The 25,933-nt window shown below is 63.1% G+C and carries 26 protein-coding genes; 14 read left to right on the top strand and 12 right to left on the bottom strand.

Annotated elements, in window-relative coordinates; all coding sequences use genetic code 11:
* The first annotated feature begins 379 nt into the window (after positions 1 to 379).
* From CVE41_RS08665 to CVE41_RS08635, 7 genes are all read left to right on the top strand, one after another.
* A complete protein-coding gene (locus CVE41_RS08665) occupies positions 380 to 1,444 on the top strand; it encodes an acyltransferase family protein (RefSeq protein ID WP_157799449.1) in 1,065 nt (354 codons plus the stop codon).
* 51 nt (positions 1,445 to 1,495) lie between these two features.
* Positions 1,496 to 2,203 carry a CoA transferase subunit A gene (locus tag CVE41_RS08660; protein WP_100260279.1) on the top strand — a complete coding sequence of 236 codons (708 nt, stop codon included), beginning with the start codon at positions 1,496 to 1,498 and terminating at the stop codon, positions 2,201 to 2,203.
* A complete protein-coding gene (locus CVE41_RS08655; protein WP_100260278.1) occupies positions 2,200 to 3,105 on the top strand; it encodes a 5'-nucleotidase, lipoprotein e(P4) family in 906 nt (301 codons plus the stop codon). The genes CVE41_RS08660 and CVE41_RS08655 overlap by 4 nt, the downstream gene beginning before the upstream one ends.
* Position 3,106: 1 nt before the next feature.
* Positions 3,107 to 3,772, top strand: a complete 666-nt coding sequence (locus CVE41_RS08650; protein ID WP_232725621.1) for a CoA transferase subunit B — start codon at positions 3,107 to 3,109, stop codon at positions 3,770 to 3,772.
* A gap of 7 nt (positions 3,773 to 3,779) precedes the next feature.
* Complete coding sequence (locus CVE41_RS08645; RefSeq protein ID WP_100260277.1) at positions 3,780 to 4,928, top strand: CaiB/BaiF CoA transferase family protein; 1,149 nt, start codon at positions 3,780 to 3,782, stop codon at positions 4,926 to 4,928.
* A 76-nt stretch (positions 4,929 to 5,004) separates the two neighbouring features.
* A complete protein-coding gene (locus CVE41_RS08640; RefSeq protein WP_232725620.1) occupies positions 5,005 to 5,553 on the top strand; it encodes a GbsR/MarR family transcriptional regulator in 549 nt (182 codons plus the stop codon).
* A gap of 81 nt (positions 5,554 to 5,634) precedes the next feature.
* On the top strand, positions 5,635 to 6,042 hold the full coding sequence (locus CVE41_RS08635; RefSeq protein ID WP_100260276.1) for a hypothetical protein: 408 nt from the start codon (positions 5,635 to 5,637) through the stop codon (positions 6,040 to 6,042).
* A 60-nt stretch (positions 6,043 to 6,102) separates the two neighbouring features.
* On the opposite strand, the gene metK is transcribed toward CVE41_RS08635, so the two are convergent.
* The 6 genes from metK to hisS all read right to left on the bottom strand — a co-directional run bounded on the left by metK (position 6,103) and on the right by hisS (position 13,096).
* Positions 6,103 to 7,341, bottom strand: a complete 1,239-nt coding sequence (metK, locus tag CVE41_RS08630; protein WP_100260275.1) for a methionine adenosyltransferase — start codon at positions 7,339 to 7,341, stop codon at positions 6,103 to 6,105.
* A gap of 35 nt (positions 7,342 to 7,376) precedes the next feature.
* Positions 7,377 to 8,972: an apolipoprotein N-acyltransferase gene (gene lnt / locus CVE41_RS08625; protein WP_100260274.1), complete on the bottom strand. Its 1,596-nt coding sequence runs from the start codon at positions 8,970 to 8,972 to the stop codon at positions 7,377 to 7,379.
* A gap of 64 nt (positions 8,973 to 9,036) precedes the next feature.
* A complete protein-coding gene (locus tag CVE41_RS08620; protein ID WP_100260273.1) occupies positions 9,037 to 9,687 on the bottom strand; it encodes a DUF4167 domain-containing protein in 651 nt (216 codons plus the stop codon).
* Between the two features lie 233 nt (positions 9,688 to 9,920).
* Entirely contained in the window at positions 9,921 to 10,742 is an 822-nt protein-coding gene (gene prmC / locus CVE41_RS08615) for a peptide chain release factor N(5)-glutamine methyltransferase (protein WP_100260272.1), read from the bottom strand.
* Between the two features lie 9 nt (positions 10,743 to 10,751).
* Complete coding sequence (gene prfA, locus CVE41_RS08610) at positions 10,752 to 11,819, bottom strand: peptide chain release factor 1 (protein ID WP_100260271.1); 1,068 nt, start codon at positions 11,817 to 11,819, stop codon at positions 10,752 to 10,754.
* Positions 11,816 to 13,096: a histidine--tRNA ligase gene (gene hisS, locus CVE41_RS08605; protein ID WP_232725619.1), complete on the bottom strand. Its 1,281-nt coding sequence runs from the start codon at positions 13,094 to 13,096 to the stop codon at positions 11,816 to 11,818. Before hisS ends, prfA begins: the two co-directional genes overlap by 4 nt.
* 115 nt (positions 13,097 to 13,211) lie before the next feature.
* Between hisS and ppa the strand changes: the two genes are divergently transcribed.
* Positions 13,212 to 13,745 (top strand): inorganic diphosphatase, encoded by a 534-nt coding sequence (gene ppa / locus CVE41_RS08600; RefSeq protein ID WP_100260270.1) that lies wholly within the window; start codon positions 13,212 to 13,214, stop codon positions 13,743 to 13,745.
* A gap of 1 nt (position 13,746) precedes the next feature.
* On the opposite strand, the gene CVE41_RS08595 is transcribed toward ppa, so the two are convergent.
* From CVE41_RS08595 to CVE41_RS08585, 3 genes are all read right to left on the bottom strand, one after another.
* Positions 13,747 to 15,132, bottom strand: a complete 1,386-nt coding sequence (locus CVE41_RS08595) for a mechanosensitive ion channel domain-containing protein (RefSeq protein WP_100260269.1) — start codon at positions 15,130 to 15,132, stop codon at positions 13,747 to 13,749.
* Complete coding sequence (locus CVE41_RS08590; protein WP_100260268.1) at positions 15,132 to 16,478, bottom strand: TldD/PmbA family protein; 1,347 nt, start codon at positions 16,476 to 16,478, stop codon at positions 15,132 to 15,134. Before CVE41_RS08590 ends, CVE41_RS08595 begins: the two co-directional genes overlap by 1 nt.
* A gap of 64 nt (positions 16,479 to 16,542) precedes the next feature.
* Positions 16,543 to 16,917 carry a hypothetical protein gene (locus tag CVE41_RS08585; RefSeq protein WP_100260267.1) on the bottom strand — a complete coding sequence of 125 codons (375 nt, stop codon included), beginning with the start codon at positions 16,915 to 16,917 and terminating at the stop codon, positions 16,543 to 16,545.
* A 209-nt stretch (positions 16,918 to 17,126) separates the two neighbouring features.
* Between CVE41_RS08585 and lptB the strand changes: the two genes are divergently transcribed.
* The 3 genes from lptB to ctrA all read left to right on the top strand — a co-directional run bounded on the left by lptB (position 17,127) and on the right by ctrA (position 20,213).
* Positions 17,127 to 17,897: an LPS export ABC transporter ATP-binding protein gene (lptB, locus tag CVE41_RS08580; RefSeq protein ID WP_408633972.1), complete on the top strand. Its 771-nt coding sequence runs from the start codon at positions 17,127 to 17,129 to the stop codon at positions 17,895 to 17,897.
* 26 nt (positions 17,898 to 17,923) lie between these two features.
* Positions 17,924 to 19,378 carry an RNA polymerase factor sigma-54 gene (gene rpoN / locus CVE41_RS08575; protein WP_100260265.1) on the top strand — a complete coding sequence of 485 codons (1,455 nt, stop codon included), beginning with the start codon at positions 17,924 to 17,926 and terminating at the stop codon, positions 19,376 to 19,378.
* Between the two features lie 139 nt (positions 19,379 to 19,517).
* Positions 19,518 to 20,213 (top strand): response regulator transcription factor CtrA, encoded by a 696-nt coding sequence (gene ctrA / locus CVE41_RS08570; RefSeq protein WP_090477376.1) that lies wholly within the window; start codon positions 19,518 to 19,520, stop codon positions 20,211 to 20,213.
* 65 nt (positions 20,214 to 20,278) lie between these two features.
* On the opposite strand, the gene CVE41_RS08565 is transcribed toward ctrA, so the two are convergent.
* Positions 20,279 to 21,118, bottom strand: coding sequence for a glycosyltransferase family 2 protein (locus CVE41_RS08565; RefSeq protein WP_232725617.1), 840 nt, complete (start codon positions 21,116 to 21,118; stop codon positions 20,279 to 20,281).
* A 151-nt stretch (positions 21,119 to 21,269) separates the two neighbouring features.
* On the opposite strand from CVE41_RS08565, the gene trmB reads away from it, so the two are divergent.
* Genes trmB through CVE41_RS08550 form a run of 3 tightly spaced genes read left to right on the top strand, consistent with a single transcriptional unit; the run spans position 21,270 to position 24,067 of the window.
* Complete coding sequence (trmB, locus tag CVE41_RS08560) at positions 21,270 to 21,971, top strand: tRNA (guanine(46)-N(7))-methyltransferase TrmB (RefSeq protein ID WP_100260263.1); 702 nt, start codon at positions 21,270 to 21,272, stop codon at positions 21,969 to 21,971.
* A 60-nt stretch (positions 21,972 to 22,031) separates the two neighbouring features.
* A complete protein-coding gene (locus CVE41_RS08555; RefSeq protein ID WP_100260262.1) occupies positions 22,032 to 23,405 on the top strand; it encodes an NAD-dependent succinate-semialdehyde dehydrogenase in 1,374 nt (457 codons plus the stop codon).
* A gap of 5 nt (positions 23,406 to 23,410) precedes the next feature.
* Positions 23,411 to 24,067, top strand: coding sequence for an SDR family NAD(P)-dependent oxidoreductase (locus CVE41_RS08550; RefSeq protein WP_100260261.1), 657 nt, complete (start codon positions 23,411 to 23,413; stop codon positions 24,065 to 24,067).
* A gap of 3 nt (positions 24,068 to 24,070) precedes the next feature.
* On the opposite strand, the gene CVE41_RS08545 is transcribed toward CVE41_RS08550, so the two are convergent.
* A complete protein-coding gene (locus tag CVE41_RS08545; RefSeq protein WP_100260260.1) occupies positions 24,071 to 24,679 on the bottom strand; it encodes an outer membrane protein in 609 nt (202 codons plus the stop codon).
* Between the two features lie 114 nt (positions 24,680 to 24,793).
* The gene (locus CVE41_RS08540; RefSeq protein ID WP_232725616.1) at positions 24,794 to 25,930 is read right to left on the bottom strand and encodes an aminotransferase class V-fold PLP-dependent enzyme; all 1,137 of its coding nucleotides are present in this window, start codon (positions 25,928 to 25,930) and stop codon (positions 24,794 to 24,796) included.
* Positions 25,931 to 25,933: the final 3 nt, after the last annotated feature.

Raw genomic sequence — 25,933 nt, 5'->3', positions numbered from 1 at the left:
GGCACAGGACACGAAGTTGCAATGAGCGAGGCGCCCGAGAGGTCCGAAAACGAGCCTGCGGCGGGCAAGAAAAAACCCGGCTGGTATTCCGAGGAATGACCAACCGGGTCTGAAAGTCTTGGGAGAGGATGCCTGAAAGGCAGATGCACATATGCGGGGGGAACGAAAATTGTGCAAATGCGAAAAGAACAAGGTTTGTTGCGTCAAACGCATCATAGGTGCGTTAAGTCGCTGAAATGCAATCCGGTAACCATTTCGCTACTGCAGCACGGTCATTCGCCGGCAGCCGCAGCGCCAGGATTTGTCCCGACCGGGTACAGGTACGGCGGCGATGCCCGCGATCGCTTTCCCCTGCGATAGTCCTGTGCGATGGACCTGCATGGTCTCCAGAACAGACAGCATCCGGATCAACCTGCTTCGTACGATCCTGATCTTCGGGATCGTGGTCGTGCACATTCCCCCGGCAATGGTCGAAGCGCCGCCGCACTCGGACATCTTCGGAATGGTGAAGTACAGCTTCTCCAGGGCGCTTTTCCGCGCCGCAGTCCCCGTCCTCACCGTCATTTCAGGCTACTTGCTCTTCCTGCAGCCCGAGCGTCTCGATTACCGGTCGGTCGTGATCCAGAAGTCGCAGCGGCTCCTGTGGCCCTTCCTGCTCTGGAACATCCCATTCGTAGCGCTGCTCTATGTGATCCAGTCGCAGGGCATGTTGTCTCACGATTTTCGGTTCCAGCTATACCCGGCGGACCTCTCCGTGATCCTCGATGCAGCCTTCGCCTGGCGGGAAGGCCCGCTGAATTACCCCCTCAACTTCCTGCGCGACCTCTTCCTGCTGATGCTCGCCTACCCGCTTTTCCTGTGGGTGGCGCGCAAGGCCGGGTGGTGGGCGCTGCCCGTAGTATGGCTGTTCTTCGTCTTCGACCTCGATGGGCCGGTGATCAATCGCGCACTCATGCCGGCATGCTTTTACCTCGGTGCCCTGCTCGCGCTGCACAAGGTGGACCTTGGCAGGCTGGACAGGTTCTGGCCCGCTGCCATAGCCCTGCTTGTGATCGCGAGTGTCGCCGTCGCGTGGTTCGACATCCGCAACCTGACCTATTTCAAAACGATTGCCGTGCCGCTGATCTGGGTTGCCGTCGCCCCGCTTGCAGCTACCCGTATCGGCAAAAGGCTGGCGGGCCTTGCCGGCTACAGCTTCTTCGTATTCCTGACCCATGGCTTTGCAGTTCTGGCATTGTGGCTAGTCTGGAGCCGTATCGCCCCGCCAAGCGCCTATGCGATATTCTGGCTGATTGCGCCGTTCCTCGTCTTTGCCGGGGGTGCGATCGGCTTTGCTCTGCTGCGCAAGTTCTTCCCGCATTTCGCCAACGCCCTGATCGGCAAGTTCGGCAAGTCGAAGCCGAGGGCGGCCAGAGAATTGCCCGAGGGGATCGCTGGCGATTGACCCACCCCCGCCCCTGCCGATAGGAGCCACGCGAAACCCACGGAGATTGCGTTGAACAAGCTTTACCCAGATGCCGCTTCCGCCCTCGAGGGCCTGCTCAGGGACGACATGCTGATTGCCAGCGGTGGTTTCGGCCTGTGCGGCATACCCGAGCGCCTACTCGAAGCGATCCGCGAGAGCGGCGTGAAGGGCCTCACTTTTGCCAGCAACAATGCCGGGATCGACAACGAAGGGATCGGGATGCTGCTGCGCACCCAGCAGGTCAAGAAGATGATCTCTTCCTACGTGGGCGAGAACAAGGAATTCGAGCGGCAATTCCTTTCCGGGGAACTTGAAGTGGAATTCTGCCCTCAGGGAACCCTCGCCGAACGCATGCGCGCCGGCGGCGCTGGCATCCCGGGTTTCTACACCAAGACAGGCGTCGGGACGCAGGTGGCCGAGGGCAAGGAAGTGAAGAGTTTCGGCGGGGAAGATTACATCCTCGAACGCGGAATCTTCGCCGATCTCGCCATCGTCAAGGCATGGAAGGCGGACGAAACGGGCAACCTCGTTTTCCGCAAGACTGCGCGCAATTTCAACCAGCCCGCCGCGACCTGCGGCAAGGCCTGCGTGGTCGAGGTGGAAGAGATTGTGCCGACCGGCAGCCTCGACCCCGACTGCATCCACCTGCCGGGCGTCTACGTCCAGCGCATGATCGTGGGAGCACCATACGACAAGAAGATCGAATTCGTGACGACGCGTGAGAGGGCCGAAGCATGATGCGCACAATCATGACCTCGATTGCAGCGCTTGCGCTGGCCGGTTGCGTCACGACCCCTGCTCCCGAAGCGCCGGTCGCTTCCGCCGATGCGCCCGATACGATGCAGTGGCTCTATGGCTCGGGCGAAGCGGCCGGTGCCTCGATCCAGTCCTGGCGCAATATCGCGGATTACGCGATCGCCCGCTCGCGCGAGCGCCGGGTCCCGCAATCGGTTGCCATGGGTGTCGGCGGCGCGATCGCCGAACCGGCAAGCTGTGCGCGAGGAGACAGCTGGAAACCGCTCGCCGTCGTGTTCGATGTCGACGAGACGGTCATCCTCAACCAGGGTTATGAATACTGGACCACGTCCACCGGAAATTCCTTTTCCAAGGAGACGTGGGAAAAATGGGAAAAGACGGGTGCCAGCTACATCCGACCCGTTCCCGGCGCAGTGACCGGCATCCGCCGCCTTCGCGAAGCGGGCATCACCCCGGTCTTCAACACCAATCGTGAATTCAGCCCCGAAGGCGCCGCACGCGCGATCGCGGCCGCAGGCCTTGGCGAGGCGGTCCACCGCGACACGCTGTTCCTGCGCGGCGACGACGGCGTGAACAGCGGCGACAAGGACGGCCGCCGCGCCCTTATCGCGGAGCGTTACTGCGTCGTCGCGCTCGCCGGAGACAACCTTGGAGACTTCGCCGACATCTTCAACGACGATGCGCTCGCTCCGCTCGAACGGCGCGAACTGGCCGCGCGCGGCGATCTCGCCCAGCTCTGGGGCAACGGCTGGTTCGTCCTGCCCAACCCCGTTTACGGATATTCGCTGAAAGGCACGGTGGAGCAGGTTTTTCCTGAAGGCACCCGCTGGTCTCCGGAAACCGCACCCTCCGACGCCCCGGCAATCATGAATGAAGGCAATTGACATGAGCGAGACAGCAGAAAAGATCGGCTGGGACCGCGACCAGATGGCTGCCCGCGCCGCGCAGGAGCTGGAAGACGGCTATTACGTGAACCTCGGCATCGGCATTCCGACGCTGGTGGCAAACCACATCCCCGATGGTATGCACGTCACCCTGCAAAGCGAGAACGGGATGCTCGGCATCGGTCCTTTCCCATATGCGGGCGAGGAAGATGCAGACCTGATCAACGCGGGCAAGCAGACCATCAGCGAACTGCCGCACAGCGCCTATTTCGACAGCGCGGCCAGCTTTGCAATGATCCGCGGCGGACATATCGACCTGACCGTGCTTGGCGCGATGGAAGTGGCCGAGAATGGCGACATCGCCAACTGGATGATCCCGGGCAAGATGATCAAGGGTATGGGCGGCGCGATGGATCTCGTCGCGGGCGTCAAGAAGATCATCGTGGTCATGGACCACAACAGCAAGGCGGGCGACCCCAAGTTCATCCCGGAATGCACCTTACCGCTAACCGGCCAGAACGTGGTCGATATGATCATCACGAACCTCGGCGTCTTCAAGCGATCCGACCATGAGAGCCCGTTCCGGCTGATCGAGCTGGCATCTGGCGTGAGCGAGGAAGATATCGCGGCCAAGACGACTGCCCGTTACGAGGTTGCCTTGGGCTGACGCCGCGATGGCCGACTGGCTCGACAAACCACGCAACGAGAATGCCCCGCTCGCGGGGTTAAAAGTGCTCGAGCTGGCGCGTGTGCTTGCGGGACCGTGGGCTGGACAGATCCTTGCCGACCTCGGGGCAGACGTCGTCAAGGTCGAAAGCCCCGAAGGTGACAACACACGCATCTGGGGCCCGCCCTGGATCGAGCACGGCGGCGAGAAGACCGCCGCCTATTACCACGGCTGCAATCGCGGCAAGCGCGGGATCGAGGCCGATTTCCGCGACGCGGAGGATCTCGCCGCAGTAAAGGCTTTGGCGGCTGGCGCGGATGTCGTGCTCGAGAACTTCAAGCCCGGTGCGCTCGCCAAGTTCGGTCTGGACTATGCTTCGCTCGCCGAGACGAACCCCGCGCTGGTCTATTGCTCCATCACCGGCTTCGGCCAGGATGGTCCGCGCCGTGACGAGCCGGGATATGATTTCGTCATCCAGGCGATGAGCGGGTTCATGTCCCTTACCGGCGAACCGGATGGCGATCCGATGAAACACGGAGTCTCGATCAGCGACCTTGCTTGCGGGCTTTGGTCTGCCAACGCCGTACAATCTGCGCTCTTGATGCGGCATCGTACCGGCAAGGGTCAGTGGATCGACATGAGCTTGCTGGATTGCTCGGTAGGCCTGCTGGCGAACCAGGCGATGAGCTATTTCGCGACCGGCCAGAACCCGCCCCGCATGGGCAATGCCCATGCGCAGGTCAGTGCCTATGGGGTCTTTCCGACGAAGGACGGACCCGTCGTGCTGGCTCCCGCCAATGACGCGCTTTTCCGCAAGCTGCTGGCGCTGCTTGATCGGCCCGACCTGCTGGAGGACTCGCGTTTCGCGACCAATGAAGGACGGGTCGCAAATCGCACGGAAATCGATGGCCTGATCGCGGGCGAGACGGCCAAGTGGTCGCGCACAGACCTGCTTGCCGCTTGTGCCGACAAGGGCGTGCCCGCAGGCCCCATCAATACACTCGACCAAGTGTTCGCAGACCCCCAGGTCGAGGCGCGCGGAATGCGTATTTCGCCCGAAGGCGTACCCGGCCTCCGCAGTCCGTTCTCCTTCTCGGATGCCGAGATGACGCTCGATCGTGCCTCCCCTGCAAAGGGCGAACACAACGCCAGTTGATCGGAAAACACAGCACTCCTTATTGACGTCTCCCGTAATTTCTGTAATTTCAGAAATCACAAAAGGGAGCCGAGTCGTGGCCGAGATCATCGAAATCCCCGAAGCGCGCGCATTCATCCTGCACTGGGGTGAGATGGGCAGCGAATGGGGCGTCAACCGCTCGGTCGCGCAGATCCACGCCCTGCTCTATCTGTCGGATCGCCCGCGCCACGCGGAGGACATCTGTGACAAGCTGGGCCTCGCCCGCTCCAACGTTTCGAACGGTCTGAAGGAGCTCCAGTCCTACCAGATCGTGCGCCGCGTCCATGTCGAGGGCGACCGGCGCGACCACTTCATCGCGGAGAGCGATCTGTGGGACATGCTCATGAAGATCACCGCCGAGCGCAAGCGCCGCGAGATCGATCCGACGATCCAGCTTCTGGGTGAGCTGTCCGAAAGCCTGGCCAAGCGAGACGATGTGCCCGAGCACCTTCGCGAGCGCGTGGGGCGGATGCACGAGTTCATCGGTAATCTTGCGGGCTGGTATGCCGACGTTCGGCGGCTGCCCAAGTCGACCCTCGTGACCTTGATGAAGCTCGGCAGCCGCGTCGCGCGTCTCCTGCCGGGCGGCAAGACGAAGACCTGATCCCAACAGACAGGAAAGGAGCCAGATCGAAGTGTTCTAACTACCTATTTCTCAAATTTCAGAAATTAGAGGAGAAGTCTCATGTACCTCGTTCCAGCATATTTCGCCTATCTCGTGATCAGCATCGGGCTCACGATCTGGGTCGCGCGCACGCTTTCGAAGAACGGGATCGTGTTCCTGAAAGAATGCTTCGGACATGACGACAATCTCGCCCACTCGACGAACCATTTGCTCGTCGTCGGCTTTTACCTCGTCAACCTGGGGTGGATCCTGCTGACGCTGCGGTTCGGCAGCGAGCCCCAAGGCCCTGCCGAGGTGCTCGAGTTCCTCTCGACGAAGATCGGCCTTGTCGTTGTCGCTCTCGGCTTCATGCACTTCTTCAACATGAATGCCGTCGCCAAGTTCGGTCGCAAGGTCGGCCAGTGGCTGCGCGAAGACGATTACGGCAACCAGCGCGAACCCCGGCCGGAAGGCGTGAAGCTCAGGTGATCCGGATCTATTGCAAGAAAAGGGGCGGTCCGGTTCGGGCCGCCCTTTCTCGTATGTGGGTCAGGCCAGCGCCGCCTTCAGGTCGTCGATGAGGTCGGTGCGCTCCCACGGGAATGCCTCGCCATCCGCCTGCCGGCCGAAGTGCCCATAGGCAGCGCTCTGGCGATAGATCGGCTTGTTGAGTCCGAGATGGGTGCGGATACCGCGCGGGGTCAGTCCGCCGAGTTTTGCGATCGAGGCAATCGCGCTTTCCAGCGCCTCGTCGGTAACGCCGTCCGCGCTGGTGCCATGCGTATCGACGTAGAGCGACAGCGGTTTCGAAACACCGATCGCATAGGCGAGCTGGATCGTGCAGCGACGCGCCAAACCGGCAGCGACGATATTCTTGGCAAGATAGCGCGCGATGTAGGCGGCGGACCGGTCGACCTTGGTCGGGTCCTTGCCGCTGAAGGCACCACCGCCATGCGGAGCCGCACCGCCATAGGTGTCGACGATAATCTTGCGACCGGTGAGGCCCGCGTCACCATCGGGGCCGCCGATCTCGAAGGCTCCCGTCGGATTGATGTGCCATTCGGTGCTGTCGGACAGCCAGCCTTCCGGGAGGATGTCGGAAACGACACCGCGGACGTAGGCCTTCAGTTCGGCTTCCTTGTCGCCTTCGTGATAACCCTTTGCATGCTGGGTCGAAACCACGACCGCGGTGCATTCCTTGGGAACGCCGCTTTCGTAGCGGAGCGTAACCTGGCTCTTCGCATCGGGTTCCAGGAACGGTGCCGCCCCGCTCTTGCGGTCTGCCGCCAACCGCTCGAGAATCTTGTGGCTGTAGTCGAGTGTCGCCGGCATCAGGTCCGGCGTCTCGTTGCAGGCGAAGCCGAACATGATGCCCTGGTCGCCCGCACCTTCGTCCTTGTTGCCGCTGGCATCGACGCCTTGCGCGATTTCCGAAGATTGGCCGTGAAGGTGGTTTTCGAAAGTCAGGGTCTTCCAGTGGAAGCCTTCCTGTTCATATCCGATTTCACGGACCGTGCGACGCACGGCCTTTTCGATCTCTTCCTTCGCGCCCGGTGCCCAGCCGCCGTTTTCCGCCCATTCGGGGTTCCCCGCATCGTACATAGGTGCGCAGCGGATTTCGCCGGAAAGGATCACGCGCTGCGTCGTAGTCATGGTTTCACATGCCACGCGCGCCTCGGGATCCTTGGCCAGCATCAGGTCGACGATGGCGTCGGAAATCTGATCGGACACCTTGTCCGGATGACCTTCGGAAACGCTCTCGGACGTGAACAGGAAACTTGCGCGCATCGGGACCCCGGAAATTAGGAGATATAAAGAAATCTTTATGTGTGCTTCGACTCGTAACGGCCTTGCATCCGCATGGCAACAAGTGATCCGGCCAGCAGCAGCACGGTCCAGATGAGTGTCAGCCAGTGACCAAGCAAGGAGAAAAGCGTCGCACCGGCCGGCGGCGGGACGATCGCGTCGATCCGGTCGGCCTCTCCCCTGCCGATATGGCTGCGCACCACACCGCGTGCATCGATGACACCGCTGATGCCGGTCGTGGTGGAACGAAGTACCGGCAGCCCTTCCTCTATCGCCCTCATCCGCGCCTGTGCGAGGTGCTGCGGCGGACCCCAGCTTCCGAACCAGCCATCGTTCGATGGATTGAAGATGTAGTCGGGCCGGTCGCTGCGATCCGCGACTTCACCGGAAAAGACGATCTCGTAGCATATCTGCATGCCCGCCTTGCCGTACTGCTTCAGGTCCACCGTCTGCGGACCGGGTCCCGGGATGAAATCGATCGTGCCCGCCACCAGCCGATTTAGGCCGAGCGGCTCCAGCAGCGCCCGCATCGGGAGATACTCACCATAAGGAACGAGATGCGCCTTGGCGTATCGCGGTCCGATCAGCCCGTCTGCACTAATCGGCGTGATCGCGTTGTAGGCGCCGGTGGCCTTTCGATATCCCTCGACTTCGCCAACCTCCAGATCGACCGCGCCTGTCAAAAGCAGGCCGCCATCGCCGATCGCCTGCCCGATGCGGAAGCGGGCAAATGCCGGATCACCGCCCGCGGTCATGCGGTCGTAGTAACGCTGCGGATAACCTTCGCGAAGATAGTCGGGCACGCCGCTTTCGGGCCACAGGACCAGCCGCCGATTGACCTCGCGCCGTTTCTGGCTGAGGAAAGCGATCTGCTGGAACTGATCTTCGAACTTGGTCGGATCGTCGATCTCTTCCTGCTTCAGGTTGGGCTGCACCAATGTAAGAGCGAGCGTGCCTTCGCGGGCAGTGCCCGCTGGCCACAACATGCCAAGAATGAGCAGCACACCGGCAATGCCAAGCGCGGTACGGCGCTTTCCGGCGACAAACCAGGCAACCACTCCGGCAAGCGCGACCAGCATACCCGAAAGTGCATATGTGCCTGTGACAGGGAGCAGCCGTGCCAGCCCGGGGCGGGTCCAGTCGCCCAGGAAAGCCATCGAAAACGGCCCCCATGCATATCCGGTGAAGACCCAGCTCTTGAACCATTCCGCCGCAATCCACAGCGCCCCGAAAGCGAGCGAGAACACGGACAGGTTGTGCCTGCGCGCAAGCAGCCATGCCCCCCAGCTTGCGAGGGCAGGCCAGACTGCGAGGTAGAGCGACAGGAGCGGGACGGCCAGCCAGCCGAGCCAGGCGGGCATTTCAGCCTGGTAGGTGAAGGCGGTCGCGATCCAATTGTTGGTCAGCGTGAAGTGCGCGACACCGAAAACCCATCCGGCGAAGAACGCGCTCTTGGCGCCTCGCTGTCGATGAATGAGCCAGACGAAGGCGGCCATGCCGACAAGCGCCAGCGGCCACAGGCCAAGCGGCGGATAGCCGAGCGCCGACACGAGACCGAGCGCGAGGGCGCTCCAGTACGGATGCCGATCGAGGAATTCGGAAATGCGATCCATTGCCACGCCTGTTAACAACGGGCGCGGCAATGGCAATCGAAAGCGTCAGCCGCGATGGCCAAGCTCAGCCGACGGCGCTTTCCGCGTCGGTATCTTCGGTCTTGCGACGGCGGCGACGCGGTGCAGGCTTGTCCTCGCCGTCATCATCATTCGAGCCGATTGCAGGCGGCAAGGCCGCAGCGTCGATCTCGCCCTCGACACCCTGCTCGCCCTCGATGCTCTTCGGGGCCTTGCGCGGAGCGCGACGCTTCTTCGGCTTGTCTTCGCCATCGTCGCTGCGGGGGGAAGAGTTGTCGGACCTGTCGTCGTCATCGCCGTAATTGTCGCGTTGCTTGCGCTGGCGGCCACCGGACTGATCCTGCTTGTCGTCGCGGCGCGGGCGCTGGCGGCGGTTCTGGCGGCGGTCGTCGCCGTCATCGTCCTCATCGTCATCGGAAGAATTGCCGCCGCGCTCATCGTTGCGCTTCGACTTGGCTTCTTCCTGGCGTGCCTTGTTATCGGCAATCACGCGGAAATAGTGATCGGCGAACTGCAGGTAGTATTCCGCCTGCACGCGGTCGCCATTGTGCTGGGCGTCCTGAGCAAGCTTCTTATACTTGTCGAGCAGCTGCGGAGCGTTGCCGCGTGCGCGGCTGTCGATCCGGTTAGCCGAATTGGCACCGCCTTGACTGCGATTAGTGCGACCGCGACGGCGGTTATTACGATTATTGTTCAAGGATACTCGTCCTCATCAATGGCGCGGCACAGGCAAAGCCCTCAAATGCCGCGAATCCCCTTGCGCACAAGACGCCTCCTGACGTCGTGCGTGCTCCTTCTCGTGCATGGTATACGGGGCCGATTGCCTCGCACCAAAACTGCAATGTCGGAGCTAGAACCGGTGGGACGAAATGAACCGCGCACCACTGGCCTATGGCCAGATTTAGAGCCTCGAATCGGCTTTGCCAAGCCTTATCTCAGGATCAATGCCCGATCACGGCCTGCAAGGTCCTTGCGAAGCCCAGTTTCGAAGCCCGAGTCGCGTGCGATGGCCGAAACCTGCTCGGCCTGATTCACGCCGATTTCGAGCACTGCGGCCCCACCCTGCAGAATAAGCTTGCCTAGTTGCGGGATGATCGCGCGATAGTCGTCAAGTCCTTCCGCACCGGCAAACAGGGCGCTCCCCGGTTCGAAGTCGCGCACGTCGGGATCGAGTGCTGCATCCTGCTCGACATAAGGCGGGTTGCAAAGGACGAGATCGAATTGTCCCAGCCCGTCGCGCCAATCACTGTCGAGCCAGCTGCGGGTGAGGAACCCCGCGCGCGCGGAGAGGCCGAGACGCTCGCCATTCTCCTGCGCGACAGCCACTGCCGCGTCCGAAGCGTCGATACCGACACCGCTCGCATCAGGCAGCTCGTCGAGGACGGCGAGCAATAGCGCGCCCGTTCCGGTGCCCATATCGAGCACGCGCTGCGCGCCGGGGGCGACTTCCAAGGCCGCTTCGACGATGGTTTCACTATCGCCGCGCGGGATTAGCGTATCCGGCGTGACGCGGAAATCCAGACCGCGGAACTCCTGCACTCCCGTAATGTAGGCCACGGGTTCGTGAGCGGCGCGCCTCGCGACAAGGCCCTCGAAAGCAGGCGGCTCGTCTTCGCGCATCAAGGTCACCAGCATGCGCGAGCGCGAGACGCCGAGCGCATGAGCCATCAGCAACTCGGCATCGAGACGTGCGGTATCGCTGGTCGCGGACAAACGGTCCGCCGCCTGGCGGATCGCATCGGCGACCGTCATCGGAATGGCCTATTCATTGAGGGCGGCGAGCCGCTTGGCTTCGTCTTCCGCGATCAGCGCATCGATCAGTTCGCCAAGGCCCGGCCCGGCGATGATCTGCGGCAGCTTTTGCAAGGTCAGGCCGATGCGGTGGTCGGTCACGCGGCCTTGCGGGAAGTTGTAGGTGCGGATGCGTTCGGACCGGTCGCCGCTGCCGACCATGGCCTTGCGCGCTTCCGCCTCGGCACCCTGCGTCGCCTCGCGCTGTGCGTCGTAGAGACGCGTGCGCAGTACCTGCAGCGCCTTTTCCTTGTTCTTGTGTTGGCTGCGCCCATCCTGGCAGGTGACGACCGTTCCGGTCGGCAAGTGCGTGATGCGGATCGCGCTGTCGGTAGTGTTGACGTGCTGGCCGCCTGCACCGCTGGCGCGGTAGGTGTCGATCTTGAGTTCGGTCGGGTCGATCTGCACGTCGACCTCGTCGGGTTCGGGCAGCACGGCCACGGTGGCAGCGGAGGTATGGATGCGCCCGCCGCTTTCGGTCTCGGGCACGCGCTGGACGCGGTGGACCCCGCTTTCGAATTTCAGTTTCGCGAAGACACCGGTGCCGGTGACATTGGCGACGACTTCCTTGAAACCGCCGACTTCGGACGCGCTGAGGCTGACTGGTTCGACCTTCCAGCCCTGCTCGGCCGCAAAGCGCTCGTACATCCGGTAGAGATCGCCTGCGAACAGCGCCGCCTCGTCGCCGCCCGTCCCGGCCCGGATTTCCAGCATGGCGGGCTTGTTGTCGGCACTGTCGCGCGGCAGCATGGCGATAGCGAGCTGGCGTTCGGCCTCGGGGAGGCGTTCGCGCAGCGCGGCGAGCTCTTCCTCGGCCATGGCCTTCATTTCCGGATCGGAGAGCATTTCCTCCAGCTCGGCGATCTCGGCACGCGCCGCTTTCACTTCCGCCGCGACCTTGGCAACCGGCTCCAGCTCGGCATAGTCGCGGCTCGCCCGGACGAACTCGTCGCCTTCCAGCTGGCCCGACGCCATGCGCGCCTCGAGCTCGGCGAAGCGATTGGCGATCTGGTCAAGACGTTCGGCGGGGACTTTCATTCGTAGTGATCGTCTTCAGGCAATTCCCAACGGGCCGAGAATGCGTTCAGCGCTTTCTGCTCTGGATCGACATCTGGGTAGGTCCCAAGCCAATTCTGAAACGGCTTACCATCTCGAATATCCATAGAAATCAAAATTCCCGGCTCGGCCTTCCGAGCTTTATCGTAACGCTTGCGCGGGCTGCCCGTCGCAAACAGTTCCGCTTGGAATCCTAGCCGTCGGAAGAGAATTACAGCCTCTGCAGCGTCAGCTTCACGCTCTCGACTTTCCGCGGCCACCGCGATTTCAAGCCTATCTTGCTTGGCATCACCAACTAGCATCGCCAGCCGCTCGATCCCTGCAGCCCAGCCTACGGCAGGCGTCGGCGCGCCACCCAGGCTTTCCATCAGCCCGTCATAGCGCCCGCCGCCGAGGATGGTACTCTGGCTACCCAGCTTGCCGGCGGCCTCGCTGCCTTCGTCGGGAATGAATTCGAAGGCGGTGTGGCGGTAATAATCGAGGCCGCGCACGAGGCTTTCGGCGCGCTGCCATTTCACGCCTGCCGCATCTAGGCCGCTGGTGACGGCTTCGAAAAAGGCCTTCGCCTCTTCGGTCAGGAAATCGTCGATCTTGGGCGCATCGGCGACGAAGCGCTGGTCGCGGCGATCCTTGCTGTCGAGGATGCGCAGCGGGTTCTTCTCCAGCCGCTCCTGCGAATCTTCGCTCAATTCGTCCTTCACGGCGCGGAAGTATTCGACGAGCGCGGCACGCCAGGCTTCGCGGCTGTCGCCATCGCCCAGCGTGTTGAGGTGCAGCGTCACACCCTCGATGCCGAGTTCCTTGAGCAGCTGGTCGGCCATCGCCAGCAGTTCCACGTCCGCCTGCGGTTCGGCTGCGCCGATGATTTCCGCGTCGATCTGGTGGAACTGGCGATAGCGCCCCTTCTGCGGCCGTTCGTAACGGAACAAGGGCCCGTGCGTCGCCACCTTGAGCGGGGCGTGCTGCTGCCAGCCGTTGGAGAGGTAAGCGCGCGCGATTCCGGCAGTAAATTCCGGGCGCAATGTCAGCGAATCGCCGCCGCGGTCCTCGAAGGAATACATTTCCTTCGACACCACATCGGTGGTCTCGCCGATGGCCCGGCTGAAAACCTCGGTCTTCTCGTAGACCGGCATTTCCACGCGGCGGAAGCGATAAAGCCTGCGCACGCGTTCGAAAGTCTCGACCACGAAGGCGAAGGCTTCTGCATCGGCGCCGAAAATGTCCTGCGTGCCACGGATAGCTTGGGGTGTTTTTGCCATGGGAGGCGCGATTAGGACTATCGTCCCCCTTCCGCAATGCTTCGCAAGCCGCTATCGGCCCCGCGAAGTCTTTCTGGGGAGAGGGGCGAACAGAAAAATCGGAAGAAGAGTATCCATGCGCATCGACATGATCCCCGTTGGCGACAATCCGCCCGAAAGCCTCAATGTCATCATCGAAGTGCCCACCGGCGGCGAACCGGTGAAGTACGAATTCGACAAGGAAAGCGGCGCGCTATTCGTCGACCGCATCCTGCACACGCCGATGCGCTATCCGGCGAACTACGGCTTCGTGCCGCACACGCTCAGCCCCGATGGCGACCCGCTCGACGCGCTTGTCATCGCGCGTTCGCCCTTCATCGCAGGCTGCGTCGTGCGCGCGCGCCCGATCGGCGTGCTGAACCTCGAAGACGAGCATGGCGGCGATGAGAAGCTGATCTGCGTGCCGGTCGACACCACGTTCCCCTATTATTCGGACGTGGGCGAAACCAAGGACCTGCCGAGCATCATCTTCCAGCAGATCGAGCACTTCTTCACCCACTATAAGGATCTCGAAGCCGAAAAGTGGGTTCGCGTGGGCGCTTGGGGCGATGCCGCCGAAGCGCGCAAGATCGTGGAAGAAGCGATCGAACGCTACGAAGCGAACAAGTAAGTCACTCTACAGGCCGCGCGCGGTCGAGCAGGTCCTTCTGCTGCTCGCCGCCGGTCTGGCGCCGTTCTTCCTCGACCATCTCCACGATCTCGTCGACAGGCCGCACGTCCTCGTCGGCTTCGGTAACGGTGATCTGCGGCGCCTTTTGCGCCACGGCCTCCTGCTCTTTCTCGCGCGTTCCTTCGGCACGGTTCTCGAACGGGAGGGTGGCTGAACGCGGATCGAAGCGCAGGCGATAGATCGGCTCGGGCAGTCCGAAGCCAGCCTCTTCCAGCGCTTCCTTCACCGCCGGGATGGCCTGGCTCTGCGCCTTCCACCAATCGGTCTCGTTCTGGTCGATCCAGCCGAGGAAGCGGATCACTACGTTCGAATCGCCAACCTCGATGATGCGTGCCTCGGGCGCTGGTTCGGGCAGGATGAAATCCAGCCCTTCGAGCACTTCGCGTCCAAGTTTGCGGGCGGCGCGCGCATCGTCATCCGCATCTACGCCCAATTCGAACTGGAAGCGGCGCTGCGGATTGCGCGTAAAATTGGTGATGACCGCCTTGAAAACCTGGCTGTTGGGAATGCGCAGGTGGTTGCCATCGAGCGTCATCAGGATCGTCGCGCGACTGGTCAGGCGGATTACGCGCCCTTCCAGGTCGCCGATCAGGACCCAGTCGTTGGCGCGAAAGGGTTGCCGCAAGCTCAGCATGAGCGAGGCGACGTAATTCTCGATCGTGTCGCGTAGCGCGAAACCGAGAGCGAGACCGATAAGACCTGCACCGCCCAGCACGGCACCGAGAAGGGCCGCCGCGCCGATCATGTCCAGCGCCACGACCAGGCCCCCGACGACGAAGACGAAGCGGATGGCGCTGGCAATAAGTTCGGCAAGGAAGCTGTTCGGCGCGATCCTGTGCCACAGCGCCCCGAGGCCAGCGATCAGGTAGCCGACCAGGGCAATGCCCGCCCAAACGCCGAGCGCCAGCCCGATGAGCGGCAGCATGGCGAGAAATTGCGACCAGCGATCGGCCAGCGCGTTCAGGCCTTCGCCCTGCGCCGCGATCGAGACATCGCGTTCAAGGTCGTTCTCGACGGTGACGACGCCGCTTACGCGCCCGGCAATGGCCTCGGCGCGCGAGATGGCATCCTGGTCGGGCACAACTCCGGAAAGGGTCACCACGCCCGAGCTCACACCTACTTCCACCTGCCGGAAGGCAGGAAGCTCGGCGAAGATTCCCTCGATACGCTCCGCAATGCGTTCATCCGCCCCTTCATCGACGGTGGCGTCGATTTCCTGTGCAGGCGCTTCAGGCGGCGCTTCCTCGGCGACCGGTTCGGGAGCGGACGGAAGGATCGCGAGCGCAGGCGTGGCGAATGCCAGCGAAAGGGCGGCAAGCCAGCGCATCACTCGCCAGCCACCGTCATGCCGTCGACGCGAATGGTCGGAACGTTGATCGATTTGTGCATTTCGAGGTCGTTGGCAGGCGTCATGGCGCGGAACATCTCCAGTAGATTTCCGGCAATGGTGATTTCCGCCACGGGGCTGGTGATCTCGCCATTGCGGATGCGGAAGCCGGTTGCGCCGCGGCTGTAATCGCCGGTGACCATGTTGACTCCCTGACCGAATAGCCCAGTGACATATAGGCCATCGGCAATGTCGGCCATCAGCTCTTCGGGCGTTGCCTCGCCCGCTTCGAGGTGGCCGTTGCTGGCGCTGACGCCTGGCGATCCGCCACCCGAACGAGCCGCATGGCCGGTCAGGCCGAGGTCGAGCTGCCGGGCCGAAGCGACATTGCTCAGCCAGCCGAAAATCCGTCCGTTCTCAACGAGGGCGCGCGGCTTGCTGGCAACGCCTTCGCCATCGAACGGGCGCGAGCGCATCCCGCGAACGCGCAGCGGATCCTCGACAATACGGATACCGCTGTCAAACAGCTCGTTATCCTCATGTCCGAGCAGGAAGCTGGCCTTGCGCGCGATCGCAGGCGCACCCATCGCGCCGATCAGGTGGCCGAGCAGGCCCGCGCCGATACGCGGATCGAAGATGACCGGCATCTTGCCGCTGGGCACGGATCCTGGATTGACCTTGGCCACGGTGCGATCCCCGGCCTTCGTCCCGATTTCCTCGGGCGACGGCAGGTCCGAATAATGACGCGCGCTACGCGAGGCGTAGTCGGTCTGCATGTCGCTGCCCTCGCCCGCTATGACATTGGCTGACAGCGAAAAACCTGTCCCCGAATAGCCGCGTGCGAAGCCTTCCGACGTTACCAGCGCGACCACCGCCTGGCCGGCGCTGGCCGATCCGCCATTGCTGTTGGTGACGCCCTCGACTGCCCGCGCCGCTTCTTCGGTGGCGCGCGCCGCTTCGCGCAAGGCAGCAGGTTCGACCTGCGTATCGTCGAACAGGTCGAGATCGGGCATTTCGCCGCTGAAAAGGTCCTTCGCGTCGGCCAGCCCGGCATAGGGGTCTTCGGGTGCATGACGAGCCATTTCGACCGCGCGCTTGGCGAGCGCCTTCAATCCCTCGGGCGCGAAGTCGCTGGTGTGGATCGAGGCGGAGCGCTTGCCCACGAATACGCGCAGGCCGATCTCTTCGCTTTCGGTACGCTCTACCTCTTCCAGTTCGCCCAGCCGGACGGTCACGCTTTCAGAGGAATCCGCACGCGCCACGGCGTCCGCCGCATCCGCTCCGAGGGAACGGGCCAGCGCCACGAGGTCCTCGCAGCGCGCCAGCGCGGTGTCGGTATCGATCATGTAGAAGTAACTCCGCTGAACCCAGTTGGGGTCCGGCTAGAGGGCCAAGGCTGCGCCTGCAAGCTCAGGCAAAGGCCAGCTTGAATGCCGCGGTGAGCAATACGGGCAAGCCGATGGCCAGGGCCCAGAGCATGACCTGGTCGCGGCGGAAAGCACCCATCATATTCGGATCGGCCGCTTCGGCGTCCGACAGATTGATCCAGCGCTTCTCGAACCAGCGGCAGGCGGGAATGATACCGGCCACGAGCACAACGAGCGCGAGATAAGGAAGGATGGAGGACACGCCCTGCTTCATCGCGTGGACGGTCATGAAAATCTGCAAGGCGGTGTAAACGATCAGCGCGTAGGCGACATTGTCGCTCATCGCCCGTCGCAGGTCGCGGTGGTGTCCCGTGTCGTGCGTTTCGGCTGCGGCTGCGTCGTCGATTGCCTTGCCCATCAGGCGTCTCCCCGTATTTTCTCTCCGACTCGCATTGTTTCAAAATTGCCAAACTCTGGCAAGCGGCTTCCGATATATTACCCACGCGCCTCGCGAGAGGGCTTCCATGACGTCCATGCATAAATCCTGCCAGTTCGTCGATTCCTCACCTGTGCGGGGTTTCCAGAGACGTCACGCGTGCTATGGCCACGCCTATGGCAGATCTCACCATGAGCCCTGAAAACGTTGCGGTGCACGATGCCGCCCCGCCCATCCCGCAAGGTGGTTTGGAAGTCATTTCCATCGCCAAGAGCTATGACAAGCGCGCAGTCCTTACCGACATTTCTCTGTCGGTCGGCAAGGGCGAAGTGCTCGGCCTTCTGGGTCCCAACGGTGCCGGAAAGACGACCTGCTTCTATTCGATCATGGGCCTCGTTCGCCCCGATGCGGGCCGCATCCTGATGGACGGCGAAGACGTTACCAAGCTGCCGATGTATCGCCGGGCGATCCTTGGCCTTGGCTACCTGCCGCAGGAAACCAGCATATTCCGCGGCATGACGGTAGAGCAGAACATCAACTGCGTGCTCGAAATGGTAGAGCCTGACGCCGCGACGCGCGAAGCGGAGCTGGAGCGCCTGCTCGGCGAATTCGGCTTGACCCGCCTGCGCTCCAGCCCCGCGATGGCGCTGTCCGGCGGTGAACGCCGCCGCGCGGAAATCGCGCGCGCGCTGGCGGCCAAGCCGTCGATCATGCTGCTGGACGAACCCTTCGCAGGCATCGACCCGCTCTCGATCAGCGACATCCGCGACCTCGTGAAGGATCTGAAGACCCGCGGCATCGGCGTGCTCATCACCGACCATAACGTGCGCGAAACGCTGGAGATCGTGGACCGCGCCTGCATCATATATGGCGGACAGGTCCTGTTTGCCGGAACGCCGGAGGCGTTGGTGGCGGACGAAAACGTCAAGCGCCTCTACCTCGGCGAAAACTTCACGCTGTGACGACGGCGCGCGTCCGGAGCTGACCTATGGCGCTCGGTCCGAGGCTAGACCTACGGCAGACGCAATCGCTCGTCATGACGCCGCAATTGCAGCAGGCGATCAAGCTGCTGGCGCTATCCAATCTGGAAATCGAAACTTTCGTTGCCGAAGCGTTGGACAGCAATCCGCTGCTCGAAATCGGGGAAACGCGGCGCGAGGCCGGAGAGGACGCGCCCGAGACATCACCCGACGAACATGACAGCGCCCCGGGCCCCGACGGCGAGGCCGCGCTCGACATCGCGCAGCACGCGCTCGATCCCGAAGCCGCCCCCGGCGACATGGGCGACTGGGGGCAGGCAGCGAGTGGTGGCGGTCTTGGCGATGACATGCCCGACCTCGAAAATCGCGGCTCGGACGGGGTCACCTTGGCAGAGCACCTGATGGAGCAGGTCGGCGCGCAGGCGCACGACGGACGCGAAGCCCTGATCGCAACGCGCATCATCCATGAACTCGACGAGGCCGGATACCTCCAGGCGGAACTCCGCCACCTGTCGGACGAGCTTGGCGCACCGCTGGCGGAAATCGAGCGCGCGCTGGAGCTGGTCCAGTCGCTCGATCCCACCGGCGTCGGCGCACGGTCGATCAGCGAATGCCTGGCCCTGCAGGCCAAGGAAGCGGACCGTTACGATCCCTGCATGGCGCGGCTGATCGACAATCTCGACCTCTTGGCCAATGGCGATATCGCCCGGCTGAAGCGCCTGTGCGATGTCGACGACGAAGATTTCGCCGACATGCTGGCCGAATTGAAAGGCTACGATCCCAAGCCCGGCTGCCAGTACGGCGGCGCGAGCGAGGCGGCAGTGGTGCCCGACGTTCTCGTCACTCCCAAAGGCAAGACCGGATGGTCGATCCGGATCAACGAGGCGAGCTTGCCGCGCCTGGTGGTGAACCGCGAGTATTACACGGAACTGGAATCGGGCGCGCGGGACAAGGCGTCACGCAAATGGCTCAACGAACAGCTGGGCGAGGCCGACTGGCTGATCCGCGCGCTCGACCAGCGGCAGAAGACCATCCTCAAGACCGCCAGCGAAATCGTGAAGCGGCAGGAGGGTTTCTTCCGCGAAGGCGTATCGGCCATGCGCCCGCTGACCCTGCGCGAGGTGGCAGAAGAAATCGAAATGCACGAAAGCACGGTCAGCCGCGTGACAAGCAACAAGTACCTCCACTGCCCGCGCGGCACCTTCGAGATGAAGTACTTCTTCTCCAGCGGCGTCGGGGCCGCAGATGGCGAAGGCGCCAGTAGCGAAGCGATCAAGGCACGTATCCGCACGCTGTGCGACGGCGAGGACCCGAAGAAGGTCCTGTCCGACCAGAAACTGGCCGACCTACTCAATGAAGAGGGTTTCGACCTCGCCCGGCGCACCGTGGCAAAGTACCGCGAGGCCATCGGCATCGGCTCTTCCGCGCAGCGTCGGCGCGAGAAGAAGCTGAAATCATTGTGAGTCCCATCTGCAACACTGAAAAATGTTAACCCTTTTTACTCCACGTTAACCTTTTCCGTTCAGACCTGCTGTGGTTAACAACGGGCAACACCTCTTTACAGGGGGTTACCGCAAACAGGGGCAAGGGGGGACCAGACCCATGCGTGTACTGCTGATCGAAGACGAGCCGACAACCGCCAAGGCTATCGAGCTCATGCTGACTACCGAAGGGTTCAACGTCTATTCGACCGATCTGGGCGAAGAGGGTTTGGATCTCGGCAAGCTGTATGATTACGATATCATCCTGCTCGACCTCAACCTGCCGGACATGCACGGCTACGACGTGCTCAAGAAGCTGCGCGTCGCCAAGGTGCAGACCCCGGTCCTGATCCTTTCGGGCATTGCCGAAATGGACAGCAAGATCCGCAGCTTCGGTTTCGGCGCCGACGATTACGTCACCAAGCCGTTCCATCGCGAAGAACTGATCGCCCGCATCCACGCCGTGGTGCGCCGTTCGAAGGGCCACAGCCAGTCGATCATCCGTACCGGCAAGCTGGCCGTGAACCTCGATGCGAAGACCGTCGAAGTCGACGGCGCCCGCGTCCACCTGACCGGCAAGGAATACGCCATGCTGGAGCTGCTTTCGCTCCGCAAGGGTACCACGCTGACGAAGGAAATGTTCCTCAACCACCTCTATGGCGGCATGGACGAACCCGAACTCAAGATCATCGACGTCTTCATCTGCAAGCTGCGCAAGAAATTGAGCCATGCTTGCGGCGGAGAGAACTACATCGAAACCGTCTGGGGCCGCGGCTATGTCCTGCGCGACCCGAACGAAGAGGCGGAAGCCGCCTGATCCGATCAACCGCTTGGACAGCGAGTGAAGGCCCGGCCCCGAGCAAGGGATGCCGGGCCTTTTCGCTATCTGCGGGGCTTGTCCAGCAGGATACGGGCATAGGGCGAAAGACGATGGCCCAACCGGGTGAGCGGCGATGGGCTGTATCTCGCCACGAAGCGCCGCCAGTCCCGCCCGTGGATTGCACCGGCCTCACGCCAGCGCTCGCGCAGTCTCGCGAACTTGGATAGCGCAGGATCGAGCGAAGTGCCCGCTACCGAATTGGCCTCGCAAAAGCCGACCGGCTTGCCCGCAAGTACGCAAGGGATGCCGGCAGCCCCGGCACGCAGGCCATAATCGAGGTCGCCGTAGATATGCTCGAACATCGGATCGAGCGAGCCGAGGCGCTCGAAGGCGGACTTCGACACCAGCATCGCATTGCCGCTGATCGTATCGACCCTTTGCGGCTCGCCATTCGGCAGGGCCAGCCTCATCCTCAGCGGACGGCGTCCAGGGTTCGGCCTGAGATGTCCGCCATAAGTGACCTCACGCTCCGGCCCGCGCGAAATCGTCGCGCCTGCGCAGATCACCGCGCCGTGCTGATCCCGTGATCGGTCGGCATCGCTCAGCATGTTTTCCAGCGCGCCGGGCAAAAGCTCGACATCGTCGTTCAGCCAGAAGAACCAGTCGTATTGCATTTCGGCCGCCCTCGCCTGCTCCCACGCCAGCCGCATGCCGCCGTTCCAGAACAGCGTGCCGTCGCCCTCGATGACATGGGCTTGCGGCATCAGCGCGAGCACAGCCCCATCTGTGCCGTCCTGCGACCCGTCATCGACAAGGTAGAGATCCTCTTCGCGAAACCCCTGCTGGCGGGCCAGCGCGGTCAGGCACTGAAGTGTCGTCGCCCGCCGGTTATGGCAGGTCATCAGCACCGCAATGCGCAAGCCGCGCGTTTGATGAGAGGCAGTGTCGGCCATTTCGTTTCCACGCCTAGCCCTCGTTTCGCGCCAGCCACAAGCGGCAAGCCCTCGCCAGCCTCTGGACAAGTCGGGCGCAATCGGCTTAGCGCCGCGCCCCATGTCAGCATTCAAGGAAGGCGATCCGACTACACTCAACCGGCTGTATGGCCGCAGCCAGGGCAAGCCCTTGCGCGCCGCCCAGCAGGAACTGGTCGAAAAGCTGCTGCCCCAGATCGCAGTGCCCACCGAAGGCCCCGTCACGGCGGAGCGCCTGTTCGGTTTTGACCGCCCGCTGCATTTCGAGATCGGCTTCGGCGCGGGCGAACACCTGGCTTATCGCGCCGACCTGTTGCCCGACCACGGTTTCATCGGGGCCGAGCCCTTCCTCAATGGCGTGGCGCAGGCGCTGACCCATATCCGGGACGGCGGCCTCGCCAATGTGCGCATCCAGCACGGCGATGCCCTGCAGGCGCTCGCGCGGGTGCCCGACGGCGCCCTGACCATGCTCTACCTCCTCCATCCCGACCCCTGGCCCAAGGCCAAGCACGCCAAGCGCCGGATGATGAACGACGGGCCGGTCCGCATGATCGCGGACAAATTGAAGCCCGGCGGCGAGTTCCGCTTCGGCACCGACCACCCGGTTTACCTGCGCCACGCGCTGATGGTCATGCGCCGTTTTAACAATGATTTCGAGTGGCTGGTCGATGGCCGCCAGAGTTGGGAGAACCGCCCCTCTGGCTGGTGCGAGACGCGTTACGAGCACAAGGCGCGCAACACCTATGGCCACGAGGTCTGGTACTTCCGCTTCCGCCGAAAATAAGCGCGGAACGCATGGCAGGGCGCGGCGATTGAACGGGTATACGCCCAAAGGAGCGCCCGCTTGATTACCACGACCAACCCCGCCACTGGCGAAAGCATCGCCACTTACGAAACGCTCGACGACAACGGGATCGACGCGAAGCTTGAGACGGCTACGCGCGCCTATCGCGATTGGCGCACCAGCCCGATCGAGAGAAGGGTGGAATTGCTCTCCGCGCTCGGCGACCTTTACCAAAGCGACAAGGAAGAACTGGCCCGCCTCGCGGTGACCGAAATGGGCAAGCCGATCACGCAGGCGCGCGGCGAGGTCGAGAAGTGCGCCAGCCTCTTCCGCCATTTCGCCGAGGCCGGTCCGCCGATGCTGGAATCGGAATTCTGGGACCTGTCGGACGGCGGCCGCGCCGAGGGGCGCTGGCTGCCGCAAGGCCCTGTGCTCGCGGTGATGCCGTGGAACTTTCCCTTCTGGCAGGTCGTGCGCTTCCTTGCCCCGACCATCCTTGCAGGCAATGTCGGTGTGCTGAAACACGCCAGCATCGTGCAGGGCGTGGCGCACCGCATGGAAGAGCTGGTCCTCGAGGCAGGCGGGCCGGAAGGCCTGTTCCAGAACCTGTGCGTTTCCTCCGATCCCATCGGCGACGTGGTTGCCGACACGCGTATCGTCGCCGCCACGCTCACCGGCAGCGAAGGCGCGGGCAGCGCGGTGGCTCAGCAGGCGGGCAAACACTTGAAGAAGGTCGTACTGGAACTCGGCGGCAGCGATCCCTTCATCGTCATGCCATCCGCCGATCTCGACGAGGCGGTGGAGGACGCGGTCTTCGCGCGCATCCAGAACAACGGCCAGTCCTGTATCTGCGGCAAGCGCACCATCGTCCATGCCGACATCCACGACGCCTTCGCCGAGAAATTCATCGCGGCGCTGAAGGACGTGAATCTCGGCGATCCGATGGATGACGATACCGAGCTCGGCCCGCTGTCGAGCGAAGCGCAGCGCGATACCGTGCTCGACCAGGTCGCCAAGGCGAAGGAAGAAGGCTGCACCCTCCTGTTCGGGGGCGAAAAGCTGGACCGCGACGGTGCGTGGATGACCGCCGGATTGCTGACCGACGTACCCCTCGCCAGCGAGACCGGGACGGACGAAATCTTCGGCCCCGTCGGCCAGATCTACAAAGCGGCAGATATCGAAGAGGCGATCACCATTGCCAATGCCATCCCCTTCGGACTTGGTTCGGCAGTCTGGACCAAGGACGAGGAGGAACGCGAGGCGTTCGCCAACCGCATCGAGGCGGGGATGACGACATTCAATGCCGTCAACGGCTCCAAGATCGAAGCGCCCTTCGGTGGCATCAAGAAATCGGGCTTCGGGCGCGAATTGTCGCACCACGGCCTGCATGAATTCATGAACCTGAAAACGCTGGTCTATCCGGCGAAAGGATAAATCCAATGAGCAAGACAATCCTCATCGTCGGCGCGTCGCGCGGCATCGGCCTTGGCCTCGCCAGGGAATTCAAGAGCCGCGGCTGGGACGTCATCGCGACCGAACGATCCACAAGCGACGAGCTTCACGCGCTCGACGACGTGCGCATCGAGACCATGGACGTGACCAAGTCCGAAACCTTCGAAGGCTTCGATACCAAGGTCGATGCGGTGATCGTGAATGCCGGAATCACCGGGGCCAAGCACCAGTCGGCCGTCGAAGCGACTGCTGACGAGGTGGCCGAGGTGATGATGACCAACGCCTTCGGCCCGGTGCATCTCGCCAAGACCGTGCTGCCGCATATTTCGGACGGCGGCACGCTTGCCTTCATGACCTCGCTCATGGGTTCGATCGAAGACAGCTCTGGCGGGTTCGAACTCTACCGCACCAGCAAGGCGGCGCTCAATATGCTGGCGAAGGGCGTTTCGGAGCAGGACGCGGGCCCGCGCGCCATCGCCACGCTCGCGCTCCATCCGGGGTGGGTCCAGACCGACATGGGCGGGCCCAACGCCAAGATCACCGTCGATGAAAGCGTGAAAGGCCTTGCCGATGTGGTCGAGGGCGCCGCGGGTAAGAGCGGCTTCCGCTATGTCGACTACACCGGCAAGGACCTGCCTTACTAAGGCTTAGAAGCGCACGCCGAGGCCGGCGACGACCTGGTCGGTCGTGGCATCGCCCTGGTCGATATCGGCCAGGTTGTTGTAGTTGGAGCGGCGATATTCGAGGCGTGCCTCGAACGGTCCGGGAAGCTGGACCTGCAGGCCGCCACCGAAGCGGAAACCGTCGGCATTTTCATCGAGATCGGACAGCGATCCGCTCTCGGTGAAGGCGGTAGTGTCGAGCGCGGTGTAGCCGGCCTTGCCGTAAGCGGTGATGCCCGGCGTCACGGCGAAACCGGCGCGCGCGCCGATGTAATACTGGCCGTTCGTTTCCAGACCCTCCCGCGCACCGCCGAAGCTGTCGGGGAAGCTGGTCGTACCGTCGCTGGTCGAGATTTCGCCTTCCACACCGACGAAGGCGCTGCCGAGCGAAAGGTCGTAACCGGCAGTGATGCCGTAGACCGCATTGTCGGCGCTGGCGGTGGCGCTGCCGTCTTCGGCATCGACATCGAGACCTTCGTAACCGCCGATGACGCCGATGTGCAGGCCGCCGGGAGCAGCGTTCTGCGCCTGCGCAACCGACGGGACGGCGATCATGCCTGCGCCAAGCGCAGCCATTGCGAATATCTTCTTCATGGGAATTTCCTTGTTCTGCGAACCCTGTTGCTGCGCCCCCTGTCGCCGCGTGGCTTGCGCGCGCGTGAACCGCGATGTCAGGATTGCAGATCGCTCGACGAACGGTGCTCGCAGCTAGCCGAGGACCTTGCGCAGGGTCGCCAGGAGCGCCTCTTCGTCGGCCTCGGTATTGTAGAGGTGCGGCGTCACACGCAGCGACTGGCCGCGAGCGGAGACGAAGACCTTCGCTTCGCCCAGTTTTTCGGTGAGGCCGTCCGGCAACCCGTCTGGAAACTCCAGCGACAGGAAGTGGGGCGCTCGTTTGCCGACAGGGGCGGAGGTAAGACCCAGTTGCGCTGCCTTTTCGGCAAGGCGTGTGGTCTTGAAAGCCAAAGTCTCCGCAATCTGCCCGACGCCATGATCCAGCAGGAAATCGAGGGCGGCGCCTGCCCCCATCATCGAGGGCGCGTTGGACTTCTCGCCCATATCGAAACGGCGCGCACCCGGCTGGTAATCGTCCCGATAGTCGACGAGCCGGGTGAAATCCTGCGATCCGGCGCGATTGATCCAGTTCTGTTCGATCGGCCGTCCGCCGTGGTGCTTTGGATCGACGTAGAGAATGCCGAGTCCATAGGGGCCCATCAGCCATTTGTAGCAGGCCGCCACCGCGAAATCGGGCTTCACGGCATCGAAATCGATCGGCATTGCGCCAAGCGACTGGGTGAGGTCGAGGACCAGCGCCGCGCCGACACTGCGGCATTTCTCGCCCACCGCGACCAAGTCGACCACGCGCCCGTCGGCCCAGTGGCAATGCGGCAGGGCGACGATAGCGGTATCCGCGTCGATCGCGTCCAGCACGGCTTGGGTCCAGCAGGCATCGGCCTCGCGCCGGACGGCGATCACCTCGCCTCCCTCGCGCTGGGCCAGTTCCTGCCAGGGATAGACATTCGACGGGAATTGCTCGCCCAGCGTCACCACGCGCCGCCCCTGCCGGACCGACAGGTTCGCGGCTGCGACGGCGAGGCCATAGCTGACCGAAGGCACGACGGCGAGGTTGTCGGGCGCTGTGCCCACCAACCGCCCCGCCTTTTCGCGGAACGTCTCGACCAGCGAGAAGAAGTCCTGCGGGTAGAAATTCCACGGCTGCTCTTTCAGCCGGGCACCCTCCACCATCGCCGCGCTGACCGCGTGGGACAACGGCGCCATGTAGGCGCAGTTGAGGTAGTGGACGTCCTCCGGAATCGAGAACAGGTGCCGCTGCGAAGCGATCACCGG

The sequence above is a fragment of the Qipengyuania seohaensis genome (assembly GCF_002795865.1).
Lineage (GTDB): Bacteria > Pseudomonadota > Alphaproteobacteria > Sphingomonadales > Sphingomonadaceae > Qipengyuania > Qipengyuania seohaensis.
This window is presented reverse-complemented; position numbering and strand designations above follow the sequence as displayed.